The 16,195-nt window shown below is 63.6% G+C and carries 26 protein-coding genes and 1 tRNA gene; 14 read left to right on the top strand and 13 right to left on the bottom strand.

The window, feature by feature from the left end; translation table 11 throughout:
• The 11 genes from ACOTSS_RS07415 to ACOTSS_RS07365 all read left to right on the top strand — a co-directional run bounded on the left by ACOTSS_RS07415 (window position 1) and on the right by ACOTSS_RS07365 (window position 8,864).
• A complete protein-coding gene (locus ACOTSS_RS07415; protein WP_448690857.1) occupies window positions 1-594 on the top strand; it encodes a hypothetical protein in 594 nt (197 codons plus the stop codon).
• Window positions 591-1,190: a hypothetical protein gene (locus ACOTSS_RS07410; RefSeq protein WP_448690856.1), complete on the top strand. Its 600-nt coding sequence runs from the start codon at window positions 591-593 to the stop codon at window positions 1,188-1,190. Before ACOTSS_RS07415 ends, ACOTSS_RS07410 begins: the two co-directional genes overlap by 4 nt.
• Window positions 1,187-1,651, top strand: coding sequence for a DUF6950 family protein (locus tag ACOTSS_RS07405; RefSeq protein WP_448690855.1), 465 nt, complete (start codon window positions 1,187-1,189; stop codon window positions 1,649-1,651). Before ACOTSS_RS07410 ends, ACOTSS_RS07405 begins: the two co-directional genes overlap by 4 nt.
• Window positions 1,648-3,861, top strand: coding sequence for a hypothetical protein (locus ACOTSS_RS07400; RefSeq protein ID WP_448690854.1), 2,214 nt, complete (start codon window positions 1,648-1,650; stop codon window positions 3,859-3,861). Before ACOTSS_RS07405 ends, ACOTSS_RS07400 begins: the two co-directional genes overlap by 4 nt.
• Before the next feature lie 10 nt (window positions 3,862-3,871).
• Window positions 3,872-4,294: a hypothetical protein gene (locus ACOTSS_RS07395; RefSeq protein WP_448690853.1), complete on the top strand. Its 423-nt coding sequence runs from the start codon at window positions 3,872-3,874 to the stop codon at window positions 4,292-4,294.
• The gene (locus tag ACOTSS_RS07390; protein WP_448690852.1) at window positions 4,278-6,797 is read left to right on the top strand and encodes a hypothetical protein; all 2,520 of its coding nucleotides are present in this window, start codon (window positions 4,278-4,280) and stop codon (window positions 6,795-6,797) included. Before ACOTSS_RS07395 ends, ACOTSS_RS07390 begins: the two co-directional genes overlap by 17 nt.
• A gap of 46 nt (window positions 6,798-6,843) precedes the next feature.
• Window positions 6,844-7,476 carry a hypothetical protein gene (locus tag ACOTSS_RS07385; RefSeq protein ID WP_448690851.1) on the top strand — a complete coding sequence of 211 codons (633 nt, stop codon included), beginning with the start codon at window positions 6,844-6,846 and terminating at the stop codon, window positions 7,474-7,476.
• A complete protein-coding gene (locus tag ACOTSS_RS07380; RefSeq protein ID WP_448690850.1) occupies window positions 7,464-7,856 on the top strand; it encodes a hypothetical protein in 393 nt (130 codons plus the stop codon). Before ACOTSS_RS07385 ends, ACOTSS_RS07380 begins: the two co-directional genes overlap by 13 nt.
• A complete protein-coding gene (locus tag ACOTSS_RS07375) occupies window positions 7,853-8,149 on the top strand; it encodes a hypothetical protein (protein ID WP_448690849.1) in 297 nt (98 codons plus the stop codon). Before ACOTSS_RS07380 ends, ACOTSS_RS07375 begins: the two co-directional genes overlap by 4 nt.
• A gap of 111 nt (window positions 8,150-8,260) precedes the next feature.
• Window positions 8,261-8,656 (top strand): hypothetical protein, encoded by a 396-nt coding sequence (locus tag ACOTSS_RS07370; protein WP_448690848.1) that lies wholly within the window; start codon window positions 8,261-8,263, stop codon window positions 8,654-8,656.
• Window positions 8,657-8,696: 40 nt separating this feature from the next.
• Window positions 8,697-8,864, top strand: coding sequence for a hypothetical protein (locus tag ACOTSS_RS07365; protein WP_448690847.1), 168 nt, complete (start codon window positions 8,697-8,699; stop codon window positions 8,862-8,864).
• On the opposite strand, the gene ACOTSS_RS07360 is transcribed toward ACOTSS_RS07365, so the two are convergent.
• The 12 genes from ACOTSS_RS07360 to ACOTSS_RS07305 all read right to left on the bottom strand — a co-directional run bounded on the left by ACOTSS_RS07360 (window position 8,849) and on the right by ACOTSS_RS07305 (window position 13,625).
• Complete coding sequence (locus ACOTSS_RS07360; protein ID WP_448690846.1) at window positions 8,849-9,058, bottom strand: hypothetical protein; 210 nt, start codon at window positions 9,056-9,058, stop codon at window positions 8,849-8,851. The two genes, ACOTSS_RS07365 and ACOTSS_RS07360, sit on opposite strands and share 16 nt — an antisense overlap.
• A gap of 2 nt (window positions 9,059-9,060) precedes the next feature.
• Window positions 9,061-9,303: a hypothetical protein gene (locus tag ACOTSS_RS07355; protein WP_448690845.1), complete on the bottom strand. Its 243-nt coding sequence runs from the start codon at window positions 9,301-9,303 to the stop codon at window positions 9,061-9,063.
• Window positions 9,304-9,603: 300 nt separating this feature from the next.
• Window positions 9,604-9,873, bottom strand: coding sequence for a hypothetical protein (locus tag ACOTSS_RS07350; RefSeq protein WP_448690844.1), 270 nt, complete (start codon window positions 9,871-9,873; stop codon window positions 9,604-9,606).
• A 136-nt stretch (window positions 9,874-10,009) separates the two neighbouring features.
• Window positions 10,010-10,306: a hypothetical protein gene (locus tag ACOTSS_RS07345; RefSeq protein WP_448690843.1), complete on the bottom strand. Its 297-nt coding sequence runs from the start codon at window positions 10,304-10,306 to the stop codon at window positions 10,010-10,012.
• Window positions 10,303-10,488, bottom strand: coding sequence for a hypothetical protein (locus ACOTSS_RS07340; RefSeq protein WP_448690842.1), 186 nt, complete (start codon window positions 10,486-10,488; stop codon window positions 10,303-10,305). The genes ACOTSS_RS07345 and ACOTSS_RS07340 overlap by 4 nt, the downstream gene beginning before the upstream one ends.
• Window positions 10,485-10,739: a hypothetical protein gene (locus ACOTSS_RS07335; RefSeq protein ID WP_448690841.1), complete on the bottom strand. Its 255-nt coding sequence runs from the start codon at window positions 10,737-10,739 to the stop codon at window positions 10,485-10,487. Before ACOTSS_RS07335 ends, ACOTSS_RS07340 begins: the two co-directional genes overlap by 4 nt.
• Before the next feature lie 318 nt (window positions 10,740-11,057).
• Entirely contained in the window at window positions 11,058-11,243 is a 186-nt protein-coding gene (locus ACOTSS_RS07330) for a hypothetical protein (protein ID WP_448690840.1), read from the bottom strand.
• A complete protein-coding gene (locus ACOTSS_RS07325; protein ID WP_448690839.1) occupies window positions 11,243-11,593 on the bottom strand; it encodes a hypothetical protein in 351 nt (116 codons plus the stop codon). The genes ACOTSS_RS07330 and ACOTSS_RS07325 overlap by 1 nt, the downstream gene beginning before the upstream one ends.
• Complete coding sequence (locus tag ACOTSS_RS07320; protein WP_448690838.1) at window positions 11,586-11,951, bottom strand: hypothetical protein; 366 nt, start codon at window positions 11,949-11,951, stop codon at window positions 11,586-11,588. Before ACOTSS_RS07320 ends, ACOTSS_RS07325 begins: the two co-directional genes overlap by 8 nt.
• A 34-nt stretch (window positions 11,952-11,985) precedes the next feature.
• Window positions 11,986-12,252: a hypothetical protein gene (locus ACOTSS_RS07315; protein ID WP_448690837.1), complete on the bottom strand. Its 267-nt coding sequence runs from the start codon at window positions 12,250-12,252 to the stop codon at window positions 11,986-11,988.
• Window positions 12,249-12,464 carry a hypothetical protein gene (locus ACOTSS_RS07310; protein ID WP_448690836.1) on the bottom strand — a complete coding sequence of 72 codons (216 nt, stop codon included), beginning with the start codon at window positions 12,462-12,464 and terminating at the stop codon, window positions 12,249-12,251. The genes ACOTSS_RS07315 and ACOTSS_RS07310 overlap by 4 nt, the downstream gene beginning before the upstream one ends.
• A gap of 360 nt (window positions 12,465-12,824) precedes the next feature.
• Window positions 12,825-13,625, bottom strand: a complete 801-nt coding sequence (locus ACOTSS_RS07305; RefSeq protein ID WP_448690835.1) for an N-formylglutamate amidohydrolase — start codon at window positions 13,623-13,625, stop codon at window positions 12,825-12,827.
• A gap of 208 nt (window positions 13,626-13,833) precedes the next feature.
• Here ACOTSS_RS07305 and cpdR point away from each other — a divergent pair, with 208 nt between their 5' ends.
• Both cpdR and ACOTSS_RS07295 read left to right on the top strand, forming a co-directional pair.
• Window positions 13,834-14,211: a cell cycle two-component system response regulator CpdR gene (gene cpdR / locus ACOTSS_RS07300; RefSeq protein WP_448690834.1), complete on the top strand. Its 378-nt coding sequence runs from the start codon at window positions 13,834-13,836 to the stop codon at window positions 14,209-14,211.
• A 71-nt stretch (window positions 14,212-14,282) separates the two neighbouring features.
• Window positions 14,283-14,357, top strand: a tRNA-Val gene (locus tag ACOTSS_RS07295).
• Between the two features lie 54 nt (window positions 14,358-14,411).
• Here ACOTSS_RS07295 and ACOTSS_RS07290 read toward each other — a convergent pair.
• Window positions 14,412-15,203, bottom strand: coding sequence for an SDR family oxidoreductase (locus ACOTSS_RS07290; protein ID WP_448690833.1), 792 nt, complete (start codon window positions 15,201-15,203; stop codon window positions 14,412-14,414).
• 92 nt (window positions 15,204-15,295) lie between these two features.
• Here ACOTSS_RS07290 and ACOTSS_RS07285 point away from each other — a divergent pair, with 92 nt between their 5' ends.
• Window positions 15,296-16,162, top strand: coding sequence for an alpha/beta fold hydrolase (locus ACOTSS_RS07285; protein WP_448690832.1), 867 nt, complete (start codon window positions 15,296-15,298; stop codon window positions 16,160-16,162).
• The last annotated feature ends 33 nt before the right edge of the window (window positions 16,163-16,195 follow it).

Genomic DNA, 16,195 nt, shown 5'->3' with positions numbered 1-16,195 from the left:
ATGATCGAACTTCCTGCCGACCCGGCGCCGAACGGCGTTCAACCGACCTTGCTCGATTTCGGGATGAACCTTCGCCCATCGACGGGAGCGGCTGTTCTCCGCGTCGATCGGAAAGGTTCGCGCTACCGGCTACAGGTGTCGTTCCCGCCGATGCTGCCGAGCGTGTCGCGTATCTTCGTCGCCCGGCTGCTCAAGGCGAAGCGCGAGGGGCTGCGTATCGCGTTCCCGCTGATCGACGTGCCGCAGGGCGCGCCGGGAAGCCCCGTCGTGGATGGTGCGGGCCAGACGGGCACCTCGCTTGCCATCCGGGGCCTGACACCCGGCTATGCGGCGAAGGAAGGCTATTGGCTGTCGATCGAGGATGAGAACGGCCAGCACTTTTTGCACAACGTCAGCGAAGCGGCGCGAGCAGATGGGAGCGGGGAGGTGACGCTGAACATCACCCCGGAACTGCGCGCGCCCTTTCTGGACGGGGCAACGGTGCATCTCGCCAAGCCGATGGTCGAGGGATTCGTAGACGGCAATGAATGGTCGTGGACGATCCCGGTCAACAAGCTGGTCGCGATCGAATTCACGCTGGAGGAAGCAGCATGAGGCGGGTCGGTCTGATCGGTCTCTGCAAGATCGAACTCCCCGGCAGCTATGGGAATGTCCTGCTGTGCGATGGCGGGTTCATCGAATTCAACGCAGAGACCTACCGCTCGAAAGACCCCGTATTCGGGACGATCGGCAGCATTCAGGCAATGCAGGAGGGAGTCGGCAACGAAGTCCCGGCGTTGGAAATGACGCTTCTGCCGCCCGGAACGACAACGCCAGCGGAAATGTCGCAGCCCGGTTTTCAGACCTCGCGAGTCCGTTTCTGGATCGGAGAATATGACGTCGAGGCCGGAACGATCGACGGGACGCCCGATATCGTTTTTGACGGCCAGCTTGACCGGACGATGCTGACGGTCGGAGCGTCTCGTGAACTGGCCGTGTCGGTCGTTTCTCTCGCCGAACGGCTGTTCGAGCTCAACATCGGCAATTCGCTCAACCCCGCATGGCACAAGTCGGTCTGGCCCGGCGAGCTTGGCCACGACAATGCCTCTGGTCTGTCGATCCCGGTGGCGTGGGGCGTCGAAAGCCCGCGGTCGACCAGCACGACCAGCCCCTATCACTCGCCCCGAGACTTTCGCGAGCAACTGATATGAAGACGCTCGAGGAACGCCGGGCAGCATTGAAGCGCCGGGGGCAATTGCCCGAACTCGAACGCCGGAAAGAGGCGACGCAGGCGACGCTCGACAAGTTCAAGGGCCTGCCCTTCGATTGGGGCGAGGGTCGGCATTGCGTCCGCCTCGCTCACTATCACTTGCGGCAGATGGGGCAGAAGCCGCCGACCCTGCCGCGCATCCGGTCGATGCTGGCGGCGAAGAAGGCGCTCAAGGAACGCGGCTGGGACAGCGTGAGCGACATGCTCGACAGCATCCTTGTCCGCATTCCGCCGGCGATGATGTTGCTCGGGGACATCGCCGTGACACCGGGGGATCAGGGACTGGATTCGGTGTTGATCTACGTCGGGCCGCACAAGCTGCTCGGCTGGCTGCCCGATGGAAGCGAGGTCGTGATTTATGACGCCGGGGTGGACGATTTGACGGGGGCTTGGCGGGTATGAGCAAGCCGCTGAAAATTCTGGGCACCGTCGCTGGCGTCGTCGCTTTGGTCGCGGGCACCATCGCGACCGCCGGTATCGGCACCGCTGCATTTGCCGCCGTTGCTGGAACAGTCGCGAGTGCGGCCAGCATCGCTTCAGGCATAGCCATGCTCGGGTCGCAGGCCCTCGCAAAGCCGCCCCCTGCCCGAGGGTCGATCACGCAGATCATCGTCGACCCGAACTCACCCCAGCCCTACGTCATGGGCGGCAGTCATTTTGCGGGCGTCCTTCGCCACCGCGCGGGCTATGGCGGCACGGTCGACAAGGTGCCGAACCCCTATCTGTTCGATGCGGTCGTCTATTCGGGCGGCGGGCCGGTTCAGAGCATTTCGCCGAGGATCGACTATGCCGCGGTTCCAAGCTGGTATTCGGGCTATCTCTACACCGACACGCAGCTTGGGGCCTGCCCGGAAAGCAACGCACTCACCCCGCAATTTGCTGGCACGCCGGGATGGGGATCGGCCTACAAACTGTCGGGACAGGCGGCGATCGGCTGGTCCTACAAGTTCGACAAGAAGGGCAAGAAATTCGCGAACGGGCTTCCGGTCACTGGGGCCTATGTCGAGGGCGTCAAGGTCTATGACCCCCGCCTTGACAGCACCTTTCCGGGCGGCTCCGGCTCCTGTCGGCTCGGCGACGAAAGCACCTACGTCTATTCGACGAACCCCGCCCTTCATGCCGGGACCTATGCTTATGGTCGCTACCAGAATGGCAAGCGGACGTTCGGCATCGGCCTGCCCGCCGATGGAATTGATTGGGCTGTCGTGGCCGCATGGGCGAATGTCTGCGACGCGAACGGCTGGACCATCTCCGGGGTCTGCTTCGAGCCGGGCGACCGCTCACAAAACCTGATCGACATCTGCGCGGCCGGTTCTGGTGAGCCGGTTCCGGGCGGCATCCTGTCGTTCAAATATGACGCGCCCGCTGTTGCTCTGGACACGATCACCGAAGAGGACATCGCTGACGGCAATATGAGCGTCGTCGCGATGCAATCCTATCGCGACCGGCTCAACACGATCCTGCCGAAATATCGCAGCGCCGATCATAATTGGGAGATGACGCAGGCCGACGCTGTGACGGTCCCGGAATATGTGACCGAAGACGGCGAGGAACGATCAGCGGAATGGCCGTTCAACTTCGTGAAGGACGTCGATCAGGCGGCGCAGTTGGCTGCGTATCGGCTGGTCAACGGGCGGGAACTCCATCCGATCGAACTGCCCTGCCTTCCCCGCCTTCGCGCGTATCGGCCGGGTGACTGCCTGCATCTCGACCTGCCGCAACTCGGATTGGACACCGACGCGATCATTCTGAACCGGGAAATCGACCCCGGCACGATGACGGTCAAGCTGACGCTCATCGGCGAGACCCCGGCGAAACACGCTTATGCGTTGGGGGAGACGGGAGTTGCCCCGCCGACTCCGGCCTTGGGACAGACACCGCAGGAGCGGGATGAGACGGCGGGCGGGGTCAAGGCGGGCGCCGCCCTTCGCTTTGCCTCGAAGACGGTCAACTATCCTCTGTCGAGCGACGAAGACAGCATATCTATCGCGGCATTTTCGGGGGTGTTGTCGAACGCGGTTCCCCTCACCCTGCCCGCCGACACGATACCTTACCTGGATTCGTCAACGACTTACGGGGTCTTCTGGGACATCGTGAACGAAGAATATCTCGTGAGCGAATGGCCCTCGGAAGACGAGATGGCCAACTCGAATTATGCATTCCTCGGCTACCAGAATACGGCCGGCGAAGGCGGGGTCTATCCTGACCCTGACCCGCCGCCGCCCGGAAATTGCGTGGCCGACGATACCCCGATCCTCTTGGCCGGTGGCGCGACGGCCCCGGCTTCGGATCTTGTGCCGGGAACTGTGGTCCGAACCCGCCACGAAACCACGATGGCATGGGGCGAATGGCCGGTGCTGGCGATCAGCTTTGCCGATGAGCCGGTCTTCGCCTGTGAACTGGAAGGCGATGAAGGACCGGTCACGATCCGGGCGACCGCGGATCACCGGTTCCTCGTCAACAATCGCTGGGTCCGGGCCTCGGAACTTGGCGAGGCGGACGGCACCGCAAGGGTCGCGAAGATCACGGTGGCCGACGCGCACACCTACATCTCGAACGGCGTGATCAGCCACAACGCGAAGGCTGAAGGTCCCGGCGACGGGCCGATCTAAGGAGCACGACATGACAGCGTGGGACGACTGGCTGCGGAAGCTCTCCGCAGACGGCAAGGGAGGTCTTGGCCTCAGGGGCCAGCCGCAAATGCGCGCGATCGACCGGGGGCTGCCCTATGTCTACGTGATGGCCGTCGGCATGGACGTGAGCGCCGATGCGTTCGAAGCGTCCATTCGCGCGGCTCCCGATGCGGCCGGCGCGACGCTTGCGGACTTCGATGTGACGGTCGGCTCCTACGCCGATGGCGTCACGACGATCACGCTCGAACTGACCGACGTGCAGACCGCGGCGCTCCCTTCGGACGGCGACGCGGACGGCCTCGAGGAAATGGTTTTCGACATTCTCTGGACGCCGAGTGGTGGGGTGCAACAGCGGTTCCTTGCCGGCGTCATTCAAGTTTCTGGAAAGGTGACCGATGGCAGCGGATCTTAATATCGTCGTCAATGGGACGCCGACGCCTGTTTATCTGGGTGAGAATACTGTCATCGCGCTCGCGGCAAAGAACAGCGCGGCAATATCGGCTGGGTCAGCCGCCGCAAGCGAGGCCGTTGCCCTCGCCGCCGCCGGGCCGAATTATGCCGATACGGCCGCGGGACTGGCGGCAACGAGCGAGGGCGAGACTTTCGCCGTCGAGGATAGCGGCATCGTCACTGTGTATCGCCATGATGCCGGGCCGACCGCGACCGAACTTCGCGTTTTGCCGACAACCGGTGCCCTCGCCTCTACCGATACCGGCAAGGGGGCCGCGATGGTGGGGTTTCAATATGACTCTACTGCCGAACCCCGCGATGCGGACGGTAAGCTTAAAGATCATCTCCCTTCGGCGCAGGACTTCGGCGCAATCCCCGGCGGCACGATCAACTCCGGTACGACCTTCGCCGGATCGACCGCCACGGCGGGGCCAGACGCCAGTGCCAAACTCCAGGCACTATTCTCGCAGGCCGATACCGAGAAGCTGCCCATAATTAACCTGCCCGCTGGGAAGGAGAATTATTCGCTTCTGACGGCCCCGTTGGAGTTGCAGGGCGGCGGCACTACGGTTCGCGGTCAGCGCGGAATGACCTATAGCCGGGGGCTGGGCAAGGCCGGGGCGCTAATTCTCGGCGCCGACGTCCCGTATGGCATCCGCGTTGGCGAAGGCGTCACGCCGTCCGCACCGGGCGACAGCGGCGCGGATTGCTTCACCTTCGAAGACATCGGCTTCATGAAAGATACCGCCGCTCCGCTCAAATCGCAGGCGGGCATTTACTGGAACCATCAGAGCAACGGGCCGGGACGCGGCGTCAATCTCTACGGGGTCAGCGCCACCAGCCTTCGGGCCGGTTTCGAGGTTGCGCCGCCGGTTATCGGCGCATCGACCATGATCGCCAACCTGACGCTTGATGGCGTTTGCTTCTCGAATAATCGATATGGCGTCTTCGCGTCTGGCCCGCTTTATGGGTTGCGGGTGGTCGGTTGCCAGATCGAGCAGAACAACGCCGCGAGCGCGCCAGCAACGGCCCTTACCGCAGCGGCGGTTGGTGCGGGCGGCACTGGCTATGTCAACGGCGCCCGTGTCTGGCTCACCGCCACGGATGGAACCGGGCGGGCGGCCCGCGCGATTATCGCGGTCAGCGCGGGGGCAATCACCGGTTTCACGATCGAAGTCGGCGGACACGGCTATACGGTAGGCGAAACGCTTTCGGTTCAGAGCAATGTCGGGACGGGGGCGACGGCGACGGTCACGACCGTTGGAGCGCCTGCTCAATACGATGGCGGCGCAATTCACGGCAATATCCAAGGCCCGGTGTCCATCATGGACACCCAGCTTGAGGGTCAGCCGAACCCGATCGACTTGCAGCCGGTCGGGGGCTTGCTGCCTGTCGCGGGCAGCGCCTCGATCAAGGCGCGCGTCGGTTTCAACTATATCGAGAGCATCGGGGTCAACGGCTCGCAATTCGCGGGGCGCTTTGGCACCACCGACCGAACGCACAACAACACGCTCGATTGGGGACCAAACTTTTACGCGGGATCGAGCCTGCCGACCGATTTCCTTGTCTTCAACAAGAGGGGAAATTGGGAAGTCAATCTGCGCGATCCCAACGCGATCACCTTCAATCAGTGGAATGGGTCGATCTTGCGTGGCTCGCGCATCTTCTCCGGCCCGATCGATCATTTCTACATCAAGGGCATTTCGACCGAACCCAACGCAGCGCCTGAGATTTTCCTTGGTGACGGGTTCAACCGCCACGACGCATCGGGTGGGAACTTGACGGCGGCGGCGGTTGCTGCGGGTGGGTCGGCCTATGTGGACGGGGAAACAGTCTCGCTGGTCGGAACCGATGGCCGGGGCTTCGGCGCGACTGCTACCATTGCGGTGACGGCGGGCGCAATCACCGGCTTTACGATTGTCCTGCCCGGCAAAGGATATGTCAGCACCAATCCTCTGACGGTCGTAGGCGGCACCGGGACGGGCGGCACCGCGACCGGCACGGCCGGCGCGACAACGCCTTGGACGCACTCCGCGCCCTTCACCAGCGGTGAGAAGGTGATGACCCCGCGCGGGCCCCTCTTTGTCCGAGACGCTACGGTCCAAACTCCGCTCGGATTCGGTGTGACGGCAGGCGATCTTGTCGTCGTGACCGCCTACGTCTCGGTGCAGAACCGCAACGCGAATATCTTTCGCTCGCAAATTACGCGCAACGCCGGGACGTTCATTGCATCGATCGGAGATAGCTACGCGGACGTGATCAGCCGGGGCGATTGGGTGCATATCTGCTACCCTTTCATTGCCCCGTCCACGGTTCCCGACATCGCCTTCAAATTCGGCACAAGCGGAGGCGCGAACACCGTGGATGCGCGGATCGCTGGCCTCTGCGCCCGCAACTATGGGGCCTATGTAAACGACGGCACCGTGCGGCAGGCGATCGCCCCCGTCGCGCCAAGGCTGGTCTGAGCATGGCCTCCCAATCCGAACTCCACACCCATGAAGGGAACGCGCGATGACGACTATCAGCGATGACGCATTCGTGCGCCTGTTTCAGGAGCGCGCGGGGCTCGATCCGGTCGACGGATGGGCGGGCAAGGACACGCTGGCTGAGCTGGACAAACTGCTGCCCCCGCGCCCCTCGACCGAGCAGAATGCCGCCACCGGCGAAATCCCCGAAGACTATTGGCCCATGCTGTCGAAGATCGAGAGCAATGACCGGCTCTATGCACTGCCGCCGATCAACCCAAAGACAGGGCGGCCTTATTCGAGCGCGTCGGGGCTCTACCAGTTCATCAAGTCGACGTGGGAGGGTGAAGGTGGGCGATGGGGCACCGATCCGATGAAAGCGTTCGGCGGCCTGCAACCGACGGCAGACGAGCAGCTTTCCCGCGCCAAGACCTTCACCGCGAAGAACGCGGCCTATCTGAAAAAGCAGGGCATCCCGATCAACCGGGCTTCGCTCTACGCGGCGCACTTCTTCGGCCCCTTGACCGCGGCGAAGGTCATCGGCGCAGACGTCGACGATCGCGCGGACCTGATCGCTGGTCCTGCCGCGACAAACGCAAATCCCTCGATCCTGAGGGGCAAGACGGTGGGTCAGTTCCTGACCTGGCTGCACGGAAAGACGGGAGCATGGGCACGGTGACCGGACAGGAGATCAACGGCATCATCGCGGCGATCCTGCTCGCGCTCGGCGTCGCCGCGCCGGTCCCTGCCTTCACGGGCGGGATGCTGCTTGCGCTGGGCGCCGCCTATGCCGTGCGTTCCTTCCGGGGCGCCGAGACGCGCAAGGGCATCCTCCTGTCGCTGTTCGCGGGTGGCTTCTTCGCCGTCCTCGCGGCGGGGATGCACGAAGCGACCGCGGGCGTCTGGCTGTGGGGATCGCTCGGACTGCAAGGGCAGATGGCCGTAGCGGGCGGTCTCTCGCAATCGCTGGCCGAAGGGTTCGTCGCGTTCGGCGGCGGGCTCAAGGACTGGCTCGCAAAACTGCCTGGGGGCATCAAGCTACCGGGAGGCGACCAATGAACGCTTCAATTCAATTCATCCTCGCGCTCGCGTCGGGCGCGATGGCGGTGGTGACGTGGCACAGCAACATGCCGAAGGTCATCGCCATGCGCGGGCGCTGGCACGGGTTCTGCGAATGGATTCTCGGGATGGCGCTGGCCCTCCTTTCCCCGGCGCTGCTCGCGAACGCGCTCAAGGACGTTGAGGCGGGCTGGCACTTTCTCGCGGCCGATGCGGCGATCATCGCCTACGCGGTCTGCCGGAGCCGGTGGCTGTCGTCGCAATCGTCGGGGAGCTGGAAATGCTCGGCATGAAAGGAAGCGGACAATGATACATGAACTGCTCCACATGGGCTGGCCCGCCGCGTCGGTGCTGATCGCCTGCGTCTTGGGTGTCGTCATCGTCTACGGGATCAGGAAGGGTCAATGATCGCCCTCCTCCTGCCGTTCGCGACCCGTCTGGTAGGCGAACGCTTCGCCAAGCTCGCGTCGTGGGCCTTCATGCTCCTGTTATTCGCTGGCGCTGCCTACGCCGCCTATTGCTGGGCATGGGACAAGGGACGCGATCACGAACGCGCCGCATGGCAAGCCAAAGTCGCGCTGATCATCAAGGAACGCGATGACGCGATGGCCGCGCTCGCGGAACAGGACGCCAAAGACGCCGACGCGCTCGAAATCAGGATCACCAAAAATCGAAAGGCACTGGACGATGAAACGGCCAATCTACCTGATCAGCCTCTCAGCGATCGTCAGCGGGCTCGCGCTTGCCGGGAGCTCATGCGGCAGGGACGCCGATGTCCGGCACCTGCCGCCGCCCCCTGAGCGGCTGGCGACGGATCAAGCGGGACAGCCTCGACCTGAAATGCCGGAAACCGCGCTGACGAGCGAGGCGGCATACGAGACGTGGATCTCGGATCGTCTCGATTGGGGCGACCGGCGCGATGGCGTCGCTTGGCGCTGGTGCCAGCTCTACAATACCTTCGCGACGGCGAAAACCGATTGCGGGGACAAGCCTCAGGGCGTGGAGTGAGGCGCTGCCGGATTGATGAATCGCTTGCGCACGATTTCGTCGAACTCGGCTCGGGTCATCTTGCGCACGAAGGTCATCCCCCTATCGCTGACATAGACGTCATCATGGGGTGCTGGATTGACCAGCTTGAACGTCCCCGGCGGCATATTCGGATCTTCGATCACGTCCATGCCGAATATCTGCTTGCGCTCCATCATCATTCCTTAAGGGATAGGGTGGCGCGAACCTTTTTCCCCAGATCGGACGGTCGGAACAGCCACCATTCTGTTATGGCACCCGTGCGCTTCGGTTCTGTAACGCCAAGGTTATTGAGCGCCATGCGCGTGTTGCGCTGCTTGCAAACAGAATAGGCGTCGGTGAACGTGCCGTCGTCTGGCAGACTTAGCAATATCCTGCGCTGCGCTGGCGTCAGTTTGCGGATTATCGTGTCTGCATCCATCGTCATCATCCTACCAAACCCCCCGCAAATCCGCAACAATAGTTGATCCTATCCCGGCGCTATGCTATGAAAATAGGGCGCGGCCATCGGAAAAACCGCTTCGGCGTCTCTGTGGCCTTCGGGCCAGATAGATACGGGGGGTCGCGCAACGACTGCCATCATGGCGCTGGCAGAGGGATGGGGTGCATGATCCCGCGATCCCACCCCTCCTCATCCCCTCGCGCTGCCCGAATAGTTCTTTGCAGAAATGCAAAGAAGTCCGGCGGCGATCCCGTTGACCCGTAACCAGCGGGATCGCCGTCAAATCCCGAACTTGCTATTCGGATCCCAGGTCGGCCCGTTCTTTTCGGCGTCCGGCGTCATGTGCGTGTTCACCGACGAGAAGTAGGGGGCCTTCTCCCCGCACTTCGCGCATTTGAACCGGTGGCGCCACCATGTCATATCGTCGTGTCGCTTCGACATGGCGAGGAGATCGTCCAGTCCGAGCTCGGTTTCATTCCCGCATCCCCGGCACTTGAGCCGAACCGTGCGGAAGGTCTTGAGCCAGTCGCTCACTGGATATTCGGCCATGCTCCGAGGCTAGCGGCGATCCCGCGATGGCCGCAACCGATTCGATCAGCCGGTAATCCCCAGCCATTGCAGGACACCGACGAGCGTCGCCGCGCAGAGGACGAAGGCCAGGCCGAGCAGGAAGCGTTCCCCGGCTTTATGGTAGCGGTTCATCGCTCCCTCCTTCCGGTTCGGGGAGGTGGTCTAAGGCGAGGATCGCGTCAGCATATTCGGTATGCGCCTCACCGAAATCGGGCATGTTGTGTCCAGTGTAGGCGTCGGCGCGCTCCCGGCCCAATTCGGCGGCGAGTCCCGTCACCCGCTCTATCGCGGCGATGGCGGTTCGCATTTCTGCATGACGGTCAAAATACCCAGCATAGACTGCCTCAGGTGGATGGTTTCCATCATCCGCCACGATCTGCCGCGCCATCGCGAGAACCTTGGGATGGGTCATTGCTCGGTTCCTTCGAAATAAGCGGTTACGATCTCGTCGGCGAGAAAGACAAAGTGCCCCCTGTCAGTCTCGACGATCAGACTGCTGCGCCCCGCTTTTGTGATGTTCTTCACCACCCGTCGGATGCCATCGTGAACAAGGAGCATGTCTTTGCTCAGTTCACTGGCTGGCCGCCGGGTCATTGCTGTTGCTCCTGTAGGTAGGCCCTCACGGCGAGGCCAAACTTATTGAGGCGGCAGTAATTGCGGCGGCCAACGACGCCTTCTAATAGCTTATCCGCGCCCCACTTCTTCATCATCAGTGCCACCGATATCCAGTTTATCCCACTCGCGCTTGTCCACACGCCTTGTTCGCCAAAGTCGCCTATGCGCAATATAGCGTGCCGCTGCGCCTCGCTCAGTCCCCGCGCTATCCTCTCGACCTCACCCGACATGCGCGCCTCCTGTGGCGGTGGATTTGTTGCCCACCAGTTTTGACAAGACTGACAATCGGTCGCTGTCGCCGACGCCGTGTCGAGCGTTTTTCCGCACGTCCCGCACCATCGCTCACCCATTGCTGCCTCCCTTGGGTGGGGCGGGGAGATGGCGCCAAGCCTTTGTCCATGGCCGAGGGCTGAGGCTGGCAGCGCACCATTGTCCGTTCCACAGGCCCTCGAACACCGAAAATCCGTCCCACAGCAGCACCGGGCTTGCGTCTTTCGGCGCCTGCCCTATGTCGAAGTTCCACCCATCCGGGCGGGTGTCGGGGGGGGTCATGATGCGTTTTCCTTCGCGTCGTGGCGATCTTTGAGCAATCGCTGATAGGCGAGGATCAGTTCCCGTTTGAGCCTGAGGCGCCGGATCAACCATTCGCTGAACCATCCGGTCACAATGATCATGGCGGCGATGCTGTAGGTGGCGACATGAGCCACGCCGATCCAGTAGATCACGCTTTCCATCACGCCCCTCCTTCCGTGGCCCGCGATAGAGCGGCGGCACTGCCAGCGAGAGCGCGTGAAACGCTGTCATTTGGCGCACCAGTCTGACCGTGGGCGGCTAGTTGCCTTTGGCAATGATCCAGCTCCAGTCGACAAGCCTTCAGCGCCTCCAGCAATTCATAGTGGCTGTTCACAGCGCGGACGATGAAGGCGGCGTTGGCCTCCGGTGCCGGCGGGACAATATCATCATTCTGGACGCACACGGCGACTGCAAGGCCGTCATGCCGAAGGATGTTAACGTCCTCGAAGAAACTATCCTCCGCCGCCTTCGGATCAACGTGCCAAGGCCCCGGCGTATGTCCTTTATCCATTGTTGCCTCCGGTGGGGTGGGTGGGGAGCACGATTTCAGCCGTGACGATCAGCTTCGTTCCCGCCGGGAAGTCGTCCGCGAACGCCTTGAAGCCCAAGCCGGAGACAAGGCCAAAGCTTCCGAAAAAGTGCTTTCCATACTTCAATTCGGACGTGACTTCGGCGCGCGTCGCAAGGTTCGATGGCGAAAGAACCTGCTCCGGGTTGCTGTGTCGGATGCAGCGCCATCGACCGTTGGAGTAATTCTTCAATTCGAAGCTCTCCATCAGGTCGCGGCGCGTCTGGTAGCGCCAGTGCGCGCGTTCGGTGCAACCACCGTGCGCGCACGGGAATTGCAGTGACCATTCGCGACGTGCCATCAGGCCTCCCCGCCTTTCGCGGGCGCATCTGTGCTCACCGCCTCAACTCCTGCTTCTGCCGCCATGCTGCCTCGTATTGCTCCTGCATCGTGACGGGCGGCTCTCCCTCGCACATGTCCGAGAATGCATCCGCAGCGGCGTCGTCTATCTCGTCCTGTGTCATGGGGCGGTAGCCGGTGGCGTTGCAGTGGGGGCAATCCTCCTCGGTAAGCTGGACGCGGCTGTTGAAGGCCCAGCGGCGGGGAAGCCAGCCATTGCCGTTGCAGGCGGTGCATTCGATTTCGGGCGTATCTGTGCTCATGAGGGGGTGTCCAATTCTTTCCGAAGGTGTTGCTCTATCCAAGCAAGGGTCTGGCATTCGTGCGAACTTCGCCATTGACCGGCTTGCGCCCATTCCGCTTCGGGAACATGGGCCCACGCTTCGCGCATCCAGTATTCGAGCGCGAAGCGGGCATTCATCACCGCCGCGAGCATGTCCATTGTCTCGGGCGCGGGCGCATCTGTGGGGGTCATGACGAAGCCCCCTTCCCTTCGCCCGGAAACAGTGCTCCTAGGTTCGCCTTGAACCTTGTTCGCAGACGAAACGCGAACATATCAGAACGAATCGGCACCCATGGGAATGCTCGCGACGTATTTCCGTCGATGCGCGCAGGAGCCTCGTTTTCGGGAGGCAGGGGCCGGAGGTTCGAATCCTCTCTCCCCGACCAGTTTCTTTTGCAATCATCGGTCTTGTAACCTGCGCGCGGAACACCTAGATTGGTGTCACGCCGTTGTGGTTCACCCCCTTTCCATCACGGCGAGTGCCCCGTCGCATGACGCGGGTGCGTCCTCCCTGGACCCTGGCCACCTCGTACCCCGGTACGAGGTGGTTTTTTATTCAGCGGCGAGCGGAAGCGAATCGCTTCCCGCCTGGGCCGCGCGCGCGACCAGATCGGCGAACCACTCGGCGAGCCGGGCGGTCGCGGTGCGATCGGGCATCCGGTCGGGCGTCAGATAAAGGCTGCGATCGATTTCGATCTGGATGGCGTGGATACCCCGCTCGGGTCCGCCATGCGTCCGCACGATATGGCCACCCGCATAGGGCTGGTTGCGAGCCACAGCGACGCCGAGCCCCCCCGCCGCCCCGATCGCGAGATCGACCAGCCAGCCGTCCGCCGTCGCTCCGAAACGGTCGCCGACGACGATCTGCGCGCCATGCCCCGGCTGGCCCGCCGGGATCGGCGGCATGCTGTGGAGGTCGATCAGCACCGCATGGCCGAATCGATCGCGGGTGGCCGCCAGCTCCTCGGCCAGCGCGGCATGATAGGGTCGATGGAAGGATTCGAGCCGCCAGTGCAGTCCCGCGCGATCGAGCGGCCGCTTCCACAAGGGGCCGCAATCGGCAAGCCGCGTCGGCACGACACCGAGCCCGGCGCGCTCCTTGCGCCCCGGCGCCGAGAATTGCGCGTGCAGCGACGCTTCGACCTCACCGGGCGCCATCTGTCCTTCGCCGCGGTTGCAGTCGGCGACGGCGCGCGCCCACAGCGCCTCGACGACGACGGCCCCGGCTTCGCAGGCGCGCGCGGCGATCGCATCGCACCAGCTGTCCTCCAATCGCTCGAGCCGCTCGCGCGGCACCCGTGCCGCGGCAAGTATCTCCGGCGGATAGATGCGCCCGGCGTGCGGAACGGACACGATCACGGTTCCGTTCGCCGCGGGGCGGTTGACAGCGATGGCGGGCGGCGGGATGGAACGGCGCGGCATGGGATGACGGGTGCCAAAAAAGGACGCCCGAATCCAGCCGCGCGCGTCAATTTGTTAAATCTCTCGCGCTATGACGGGCCTTCGCAACAAGGCGCGCCCGCGGAGGGCGGCGGCACGGGACCAGGGGCATGAAGTTCACATGATTCGCATCTTGCTGGCCGAGGATGACGACGTGATGCGCGAATATCTCGCGCGCGCGCTGACCAGCGCCGGATATCACGTCACTGCGGTCGACCGCGGCACCGAAGCGGTTCCCTATATCGATTCGGGCACCTTCGACCTGCTGCTGTCCGACATCGTCATGCCCGAAATGGACGGGATCGAGCTCGCGCAGCATACCGCCAAGGCGGCGCCGCAGACGCAGGTGATGTTCATCACCGGCTTTGCCGCGGTATCGCTGCGCGCCGAGAAAAATGTGCCGCAGGCGAAGCTGCTGTCGAAGCCCTTTCACCTCAAGGATCTGGTGCGCGAGGTCGACAATCTGTTCGGCCGCGCCGACCGGTCGAGCCAACAATAACGCCGCCGCTACGCGCGAAGGGCTTGCCAAGCCGCGCCGGGACGATTAGGGGGCGCGTCACCCCAAGGGATGGGCGTGTAGCTCAGTGGTAGAGCACTGTGTTGACATCGCAGGGGTCGCAAGTTCAATCCTTGCCACGCCCACCATTCAAAACGCCGCCACCCCAACGGGTTGGCGGCGTTTTTGCTTTCTAGCGCCGGTCAAGCCATCCCGCGCGCCAGATCGCCGCGCGACGCGTCGCCAACCTGGCTGCCGCCGTCGCAATCGAGGATCGTCCCGGTGATATAGCCTGCCGCCGGCGAGCAGAGGAACACCGCCGACTCGGCGACCTCCTCGACCTTGCCCCAGCGCTTCATCGCGATGCGCGCATAATGCGCCTCGCGCGAGGCGGCGTCGGGGGCGAGGCGCTTCATGCCCTCGGTATCGGCAATCGGGCCCGGCGAGATGCCGTTCACGCGCACCTCGGGCCCCCATTCGAGCGCGAGCACGCGGACCAGCTGGTTGATCCCCGCCTTCGCGGCGCAGGCGTGCGCCTGCAGCGCCGAGGCATTGACCGCCTGTCCCGCGGTGATCGCGATCAGCGAGGCGCCGGGCCGATTGAGCAGATCGTGGCAGCCGCGGAACACGTTGAAGGTGCCGTTGAGATCGATGTCGACCACGGTGCGAAAGGCGTTGGCCGACATGCCGAGCACCGGCGCGAGGAAATTGCCCGCCGCGCCCGACACGACGAAATCCATCGCACCCAGCTTGTCGGCGACCGCCTCCATCACCCCGCGGATCGCGTCATAATCGCGCACGTCGCCCGACAGGCCGATCGCATCATGGCCGATTTCCGCCGCGGCGCGCTGCGCCTTGTCGGGGTCGCGCCCGGCGACCGCGACCTTCGCGCCCAGTTCGGCGAAGCGCCTGGCGATGCCGAGGTTGATCCCGCTCGTGCCGCCGGCGACGAACGCAGTCTTGCCCTCGAACAGATTGTCACGAAAACTCGTCATGCTCCTGTCTCCCTGGCCCTCCGCGCGATCCGGGGTTGACGGATCGGATTCGGTCGCCTTTTGAAACTCAACCAGACAGCAAGGACGAACCGATGGCAAGAGGCCCCACCTCCAACAGCTTCATTTCGCAGCGGCTGAAGCTGCACTATGTCGACTGGGGGAATGAGGGCGCGCCGCCGCTGCTGCTCGTTCACGGCGGGCGCGACCATTGCCGGAGCTGGGACTGGGTCGCCGAGAGGCTGGCCGACCGCTATCATGTCATCGCGCCCGATCTGCGCGGCCATGGCGACAGCGCCTGGTCGCCCGACGCCAATTACGACATGGACGCCTTCGTCTACGATCTCGCGCAGCTGATCCACCAGCTCGACCTCGCGCCGGTCACCATCGTCGCGCATTCGATGGGCGGCAATGTCGCGCTCCGCTATACCGGCCTCTACCCTGACCATGTTCGCAAACTCGTCGCGATCGAGGGGCTCGGGCCCTCGCCCAAGGTGCTGGCGGAACGCGCCGCGGTGCCGGTTGGCGACCGCTTCCGCAAATGGATCGACGACAAGCGCAAGGCGGCGGGGCGGATGCCCAAGCGTTACGCGACGCTCGACGACGCACTGGCGCGGATGATGGCGGAAAACGCCTATCTGACCCCCGAGCAGGCGCGCCACCTGACCGTGCAGGGCATCAACCGCAACGAGGACGGCAGCTGGAGCTGGAAGTTCGACAATTATCTCAACGTCTGGTCGGTGTTCGACATGCCGCAGGCCGACATCGAGGCGCTGTGGTCGGCAATCACTTGCCCCACGCTGCTCCTCTACGGCGCCGACAGCTGGGCCTCCAACCCCGAGGGCGACGGGCGGCTCCGGCATTTCAGCACCGCGAAGGTGATCGAGTTCGAAAATGCCGGTCACTGGCTGCACCACGACCAGTTCGACCGGTTCATGTCCACGCTAGACGAATTTTTGTAAATCCTTCCGGAAGGCGCCCGGCGTTCGGGCGCC

This window comes from Sphingopyxis sp. NJF-3 (assembly GCF_053514865.1).
The sequence above is the reverse complement of the archived record's forward strand: the minus strand, read 5'-3'. Positions and strand labels throughout refer to the sequence as shown.

What these genes read in the sequence shown, in the direction of transcription:
- ACOTSS_RS07350 (WP_448690844.1), bottom strand. Translation starts at nt 9,873, where the DNA reads ATGGCCGAATATCCAGTGAGCGACTGGCTCAAGACCTTCCGCACGGTT.
- ACOTSS_RS07410 (WP_448690856.1), top strand. Translation starts at nt 591, where the DNA reads ATGAGGCGGGTCGGTCTGATCGGTCTCTGCAAGATCGAACTCCCCGGC.
- ACOTSS_RS07390 (WP_448690852.1), top strand. Translation starts at nt 4,278, where the DNA reads ATGGCAGCGGATCTTAATATCGTCGTCAATGGGACGCCGACGCCTGTT.
- ACOTSS_RS07400 (WP_448690854.1), top strand. Translation starts at nt 1,648, where the DNA reads ATGAGCAAGCCGCTGAAAATTCTGGGCACCGTCGCTGGCGTCGTCGCT.
- ACOTSS_RS07310 (WP_448690836.1), bottom strand. Translation starts at nt 12,464, where the DNA reads ATGACCCCCACAGATGCGCCCGCGCCCGAGACAATGGACATGCTCGCG.
- cpdR (WP_448690834.1), top strand. Translation starts at nt 13,834, where the DNA reads ATGATTCGCATCTTGCTGGCCGAGGATGACGACGTGATGCGCGAATAT.
- ACOTSS_RS07340 (WP_448690842.1), bottom strand. Translation starts at nt 10,488, where the DNA reads ATGACCCGGCGGCCAGCCAGTGAACTGAGCAAAGACATGCTCCTTGTT.
- ACOTSS_RS07335 (WP_448690841.1), bottom strand. Translation starts at nt 10,739, where the DNA reads ATGTCGGGTGAGGTCGAGAGGATAGCGCGGGGACTGAGCGAGGCGCAG.
- ACOTSS_RS07315 (WP_448690837.1), bottom strand. Translation starts at nt 12,252, where the DNA reads ATGAGCACAGATACGCCCGAAATCGAATGCACCGCCTGCAACGGCAAT.
- ACOTSS_RS07355 (WP_448690845.1), bottom strand. Translation starts at nt 9,303, where the DNA reads ATGGATGCAGACACGATAATCCGCAAACTGACGCCAGCGCAGCGCAGG.
- ACOTSS_RS07325 (WP_448690839.1), bottom strand. Translation starts at nt 11,593, where the DNA reads ATGGATAAAGGACATACGCCGGGGCCTTGGCACGTTGATCCGAAGGCG.
- ACOTSS_RS07405 (WP_448690855.1), top strand. Translation starts at nt 1,187, where the DNA reads ATGAAGACGCTCGAGGAACGCCGGGCAGCATTGAAGCGCCGGGGGCAA.
- ACOTSS_RS07415 (WP_448690857.1), top strand. Translation starts at nt 1, where the DNA reads ATGATCGAACTTCCTGCCGACCCGGCGCCGAACGGCGTTCAACCGACC.
- ACOTSS_RS07290 (WP_448690833.1), bottom strand. Translation starts at nt 15,203, where the DNA reads ATGACGAGTTTTCGTGACAATCTGTTCGAGGGCAAGACTGCGTTCGTC.
- ACOTSS_RS07370 (WP_448690848.1), top strand. Translation starts at nt 8,261, where the DNA reads ATGATCGCCCTCCTCCTGCCGTTCGCGACCCGTCTGGTAGGCGAACGC.
- ACOTSS_RS07395 (WP_448690853.1), top strand. Translation starts at nt 3,872, where the DNA reads ATGACAGCGTGGGACGACTGGCTGCGGAAGCTCTCCGCAGACGGCAAG.
- ACOTSS_RS07320 (WP_448690838.1), bottom strand. Translation starts at nt 11,951, where the DNA reads ATGGCACGTCGCGAATGGTCACTGCAATTCCCGTGCGCGCACGGTGGT.
- ACOTSS_RS07345 (WP_448690843.1), bottom strand. Translation starts at nt 10,306, where the DNA reads ATGACCCATCCCAAGGTTCTCGCGATGGCGCGGCAGATCGTGGCGGAT.
- ACOTSS_RS07360 (WP_448690846.1), bottom strand. Translation starts at nt 9,058, where the DNA reads ATGGAGCGCAAGCAGATATTCGGCATGGACGTGATCGAAGATCCGAAT.
- ACOTSS_RS07385 (WP_448690851.1), top strand. Translation starts at nt 6,844, where the DNA reads ATGACGACTATCAGCGATGACGCATTCGTGCGCCTGTTTCAGGAGCGC.
- ACOTSS_RS07365 (WP_448690847.1), top strand. Translation starts at nt 8,697, where the DNA reads ATGCCGGAAACCGCGCTGACGAGCGAGGCGGCATACGAGACGTGGATC.
- ACOTSS_RS07380 (WP_448690850.1), top strand. Translation starts at nt 7,464, where the DNA reads ATGGGCACGGTGACCGGACAGGAGATCAACGGCATCATCGCGGCGATC.
- ACOTSS_RS07285 (WP_448690832.1), top strand. Translation starts at nt 15,296, where the DNA reads ATGGCAAGAGGCCCCACCTCCAACAGCTTCATTTCGCAGCGGCTGAAG.
- ACOTSS_RS07375 (WP_448690849.1), top strand. Translation starts at nt 7,853, where the DNA reads ATGAACGCTTCAATTCAATTCATCCTCGCGCTCGCGTCGGGCGCGATG.
- ACOTSS_RS07330 (WP_448690840.1), bottom strand. Translation starts at nt 11,243, where the DNA reads ATGGAAAGCGTGATCTACTGGATCGGCGTGGCTCATGTCGCCACCTAC.